Annotated in this window: 4 protein-coding genes; all 4 read left to right on the top strand. The window is 37.0% G+C overall.

What is annotated here, in order from left to right:
- On the top strand, positions 1 to 741 hold a 741-nt coding region (locus tag ACFIJ0_RS00610), incomplete at its 5' end, for a hypothetical protein (protein WP_375643911.1).
- Between the two features lie 6 nt (positions 742 to 747).
- The gene (locus tag ACFIJ0_RS00605; protein WP_375643910.1) at positions 748 to 3,297 is read left to right on the top strand and encodes a DUF6990 domain-containing protein; all 2,550 of its coding nucleotides are present in this window, start codon (positions 748 to 750) and stop codon (positions 3,295 to 3,297) included.
- Between the two features lie 88 nt (positions 3,298 to 3,385).
- Positions 3,386 to 3,733, top strand: a complete 348-nt coding sequence (locus ACFIJ0_RS00600) for an HNH/ENDO VII family nuclease (RefSeq protein WP_375643908.1) — start codon at positions 3,386 to 3,388, stop codon at positions 3,731 to 3,733.
- Between the two features lie 274 nt (positions 3,734 to 4,007).
- The coding region (locus tag ACFIJ0_RS00595; protein ID WP_375643907.1) for an SMI1/KNR4 family protein at positions 4,008 to 4,562 on the top strand (555 nt) is incomplete at its 3' end.

Here is a 4,562-nt window from a genome sequence, read left to right as displayed (position 1 = left end):
GAATTTGGAAAATTATTGACTGAAACAGCATCCCTAATGACAGGAGTTGCTGGAGCAGCCAAGGGAGGCATAAAGCTTGGCAAAAAGGCTCTGGCTAAATTCGCCGCTAAGACTGAAACAGAAGTTGCAAAAGCAGGTAGCGAAGTTTCTCAATTACTTGGAGAAATAAATGCCACTCATGCAGAAAAAGAAATTGCTCAACTGCCTGAAAAAACTAGCACAGGTAAGAATGAAGGGACTCAAAAAGCTAAGGAACATCACGATAAAATACGCGATGAAGTTATACAAGATTTAAGGCAGAAGGGATTTTCGCCAAGCAAGAAAGAAATAACTTATAAAATCAAGATTGAGAAAAATGGAAAATTAATTGAGACGACAACTCGTCCTGATATTACCTATATCGATGAGAATGGTAGATTAGCGTTTTTAGAGATAAAAACGGGTGATGCTGTTCTAAGTGAAAACCAAAAAGTTTTTGTAGGAGATTGTAAAATAGGATCAGTAACGCCTTGCGGTTCTAATTACAAAGAGTATTTAAATGAAGAAAAAGGAAAGCTCGGTCGGTATAAAGAAGCATTGAATAAGGCTAAAGATAATTTTAAAGGTGATGTAAAACAATGGGAGAACGAATTGAAAAAATTTAATGAAAAGTGGATTAAAGAACAATTAGGCACGGAGTGGAAAGATGAAGAATATACCCATAAAGTCGACAGATATCCAAGCTATTTAGAAGAAAAGTGAATGATTATGCGAACCAAAGATGCAACAGAGATTTTAAAAAGACTAGGCTGGGAGCCCCATCGCGATGAAGTGGGGGATACATTTGCTTATTATTATCTTTCCGATCGTATTGTGCACATCCTTTATGATATTGTAAATTACGGCGAGAATGGGGGAAAGTTTCGATTGTCTGTTAATCTCACCACTGCTGCTTATTGTCTTGGCTGGGAATATGATAATGGCGAAAAATCGCAATATAAAAATACATTAATTTCCGCAAAAGATGACTTTGATATTAAAGCCTTAGATCTTTCTGAAAGCCATATTGAAGAAGCTTTAAATAGGGTAATAGCTTGGGCCCAAGAACAAGATATTGAACAAAAATTACGTGAAGAAGCTGCAGATCATTCTCTTGTCGCAAAGGCTTTGCTTGGTGATGTAGAGACTTTAAAGAGTTCTGAGGTTACATCTCAGTTGTATGTACCAGAATTTTCTGATTACAAAACAATGACGAGGTATGATCGCCTCCTTCTTTTTGCTCAAGCCTATAAAAATGGAGAATTGGACGATATTCTCGCATGCAAAAAGCTCAATCAGCGCTTGATGAATCTTACTGCAGCAAGCCGCATTCTCAAAACGCAAGGGTGGGTTTCTATGGAACCTGGAAAAATGTGGCTCTCTTTGCCGGATCGTTTTATTAAGTTAGTTTTTGGCTTTGTACATCTCCATGATCAGTACAATGTCCATCTTGAATCTGAAATATCTAACGAAGAGATTTCTTTGGCTTGCTGGTATATTCATTTTCATGGACAACGTAATCTTGTACGACCTACAGATATTTATCAGTCTTTTAATACGATTGGAGGGGATAGTATTCTTGATAAGGGAATTGATATCTGTGTAGGGACCTTGAATGAGCAAGAGTTGATAAAAATCTCTGAGCAGATGATAAAATGGGCACGCGCTCAAGATTTGCAAGCATCAATAGAAAGTAAAACGCTTATTCAAAAATATAACTACAATACAGATATAATTTGGCATTTGGCTTGTTTAGCATTAACAGGTAAGATTGATGTGCTGAAATCTTATCAAAATTCACTTGAGGCAGGTAAGATTCCTGAGCATTTGGAAAGCAATATTGTAGAAAAGTCTGTTAAGTACGCTTTTGAATTTGCTGAAAAGCATCTGATAATACTCAAGGAGCGAAAGGACGCGGATGCGCCTCTTAGTTCACATGCTTTAAGAGTTTTCAATAAAATTGCTGAGCAATTAAAAGCGATGGGGTGGACAGTTTATAGAGATAAAAACTATGAGCGCAATGCTTATTTTATAGGCAAAGACCGCCTCATCAACATAATGTACAGTCTTGACATGGAAGAAGAGGCGCTGATCGTTGCATTCAAGGCTTCTCTTTCAACACTTGGCTTTTCTACTGCTCATCGGCATATATTTCCTGATAAACCTCAATATATAGCTCTCAAAGAGGCAGAAGAAGTTTATACAGTTTCTGGTGCTGAATTGGACGAAGGCAAACTGAAGGAGATTTGTGCGGATATTCTTGAATGGGCAGATCGACAAAATGTGAATCAAATTATCTATGATTATGCCGCTTTGCCAACAAATAGCGAACTTAATCTTGTGCTACGCCACTTTGTTGCACTTGTTCTGATTGGTGATATTGAAAAGCTCAAATTTTATAAGGAAAGTTTCAGGGCAAAGAACCGTTTAAACTTTGTAGACTATATCACAAAATATGATATTGACAACGCTCTTACTCTTGCACGGCGTTATCGAATGGGTTTTCCAAAAAACGCTCCGATTTTAAGCTTGGATGCGCAAACAGCATCTGTTGCTTCTAAAACAACTTCTGTTGAAGTGGATGAAGCGGATGACACTGATGATCGTCTCACCATGGAAAGTGCTCATGCACTTTTAAAAAGCCTAGGCTGGTCAACCGAGAAAATCAATGAGAATGATTATATGGCAAGCTATCAATTGGCTGATCGTGAAGTAGATATTCTTTATAACGACGAAATTGCCAAAGACTACCCGAAATTTGATAGCGCCTTTTTGATTAGCACGGGCATTCTTTCCACCACTTGTAAATTCATTGATCCTACCCACACGGAAGATATTCCAGATATACAGCTTAATTTTGAAGCAAAGGGGTTAGAAATCTTTGAACCAGAAGTCACTGCGGATCGCTTAAAGCAAGCACTTGATGATGCGCTAGAATGGTCAGTCAAAGACATTGACCTTTCTAAAAGGCTACGCTCTGATTATGGTATAGCTCCTTGGCAACAAGATGCAACATCTAAAGCAGATAATGCGGATTATGCTTTACTTCATCTTGGCGCTCTTGCTTTGTTGGGTGATGTTGAGACCTTACAGTCTTATCAGAAAAGCTTTGCGGCAGGTGATTACCTAGGCTTTGACGAAAGCATCAACAAAACCCACCTTGAACGTGCATTAGCTTTAGCCAAAGAAGTAGCAAAAACCAAGCAACTGAGCTACGCTTTAATTAAACAGGTGGCAAAAGATTTTGATAATCACTCAAAGTTTTCTAGCGAGGAATAACCTCGCTCTTGGAAGGAGAGTTTATTTAAGTCTATTTAGAACAAAGAATACATTGATTATTTTGAAAAAATCGAGGGGATTATGAATCATGAAATGGATAAAGAAAAAAAGTATGGGGGCAGCTGAGCCTGTGGAATTTAAAGGTCAAAAAGTTTATCAGGAAGATGAACTGTTTGAGCCTGAAACAGTTTCTTCTTGGAAAGAAAAAGGACAGATAGTAACAGGTACAAATGTGGAAAGAATGGTATCAGGAAGAGCTCCTATTGGAGTCGATTGTAGGCCTATTATGTTACATCCTATGACACAAGAACAAGATAGTCCTCTCGCTGAAGTTCTCTACTCATTTTATCAAGACAAGAGTTTGGTTGCTCATATGAAGCCAAAGATAAATTTTATAAAAAAAGTTATTTGTTGGATTTCAAAAAAAGTCTCCTAAGCAGGAAAAAAGAAAAAGTAATTATTGCAAATATTGAAATAATGTCCCTAAAAGGCGCTCTCTAAACTTTAATGATCATTCCCTTCAATTACATCATATATTGTAAATGCGAGATGATTTTACAGAGACAGATGAGAAAAGAGCTCTTTCAAAGAAAATATCCTTTATATTCTATCAATGTAATCCCAATTCCATTGGCTATAGTAGAGAAATATTGATCAGTAGGAACACTCATTATGAGTAAAAACACACTGTGACTTATGGAGAAAAATTTATGAAAAATTATACTTTATCAGATGTTGCACAATATATTGATACGCATAGTCATGTTATTAATTTTGGTACTAAAGATAATGCCCCTGATGATGTACGGATTAAAACAGCTGAGAACACTCTCGATTTACAATTTACCTCTTCCTATAAGAGTTTTTTAAAAAATTATGGAGGGGGAGAAATTGGAGGTGAAGAAATATTCAGTATTTATGAAATCTGTGCTGGTATTCCTGCTGGTGATATTGTTTACCGAAATTTGCTCGATAGAAGAGATGGCTTTACGGACCCCAAACAACTTGTTATCTGCACAACTGATTTTGGTGAGACCTTTTATTTTGATTATACGCAGTTTCGGGATGGAGAATGTCCAATCTATGTTATGTTTCCATTGGATAATTGCGAATATTATGCCAGTAATTTTTATGAGTTCCTTTGCAAAAGAATTATAGTACACGCGGGAGAAGAGATACTTGATGGTGATCAACCGATTGAAAAGATTGAGAACACTCCCACTCCGCAACCTATCCCTTTTTACAAGCGTTTTTGGAAAAAACTA

It is taken from the genome of Bartonella sp. OC68QHHN (genome assembly GCF_042193875.1).
GTDB classification, from domain to species: Bacteria; Pseudomonadota; Alphaproteobacteria; order Rhizobiales; family Rhizobiaceae; genus Bartonella; species Bartonella grahamii_A.
Note: the sequence above shows the minus strand (reverse complement) of the source record. Positions and strands in the feature narration are given on the sequence as shown.

Excerpts from the sequence above, each read along its gene's own strand:
- ACFIJ0_RS00600 (WP_375643908.1), top strand. The coding sequence starts at position 3,386 with ATGAAATGGATAAAGAAAAAAAGTATGGGGGCAGCTGAGCCTGTGGAA.
- ACFIJ0_RS00605 (WP_375643910.1), top strand. The coding sequence starts at position 748 with ATGCGAACCAAAGATGCAACAGAGATTTTAAAAAGACTAGGCTGGGAG.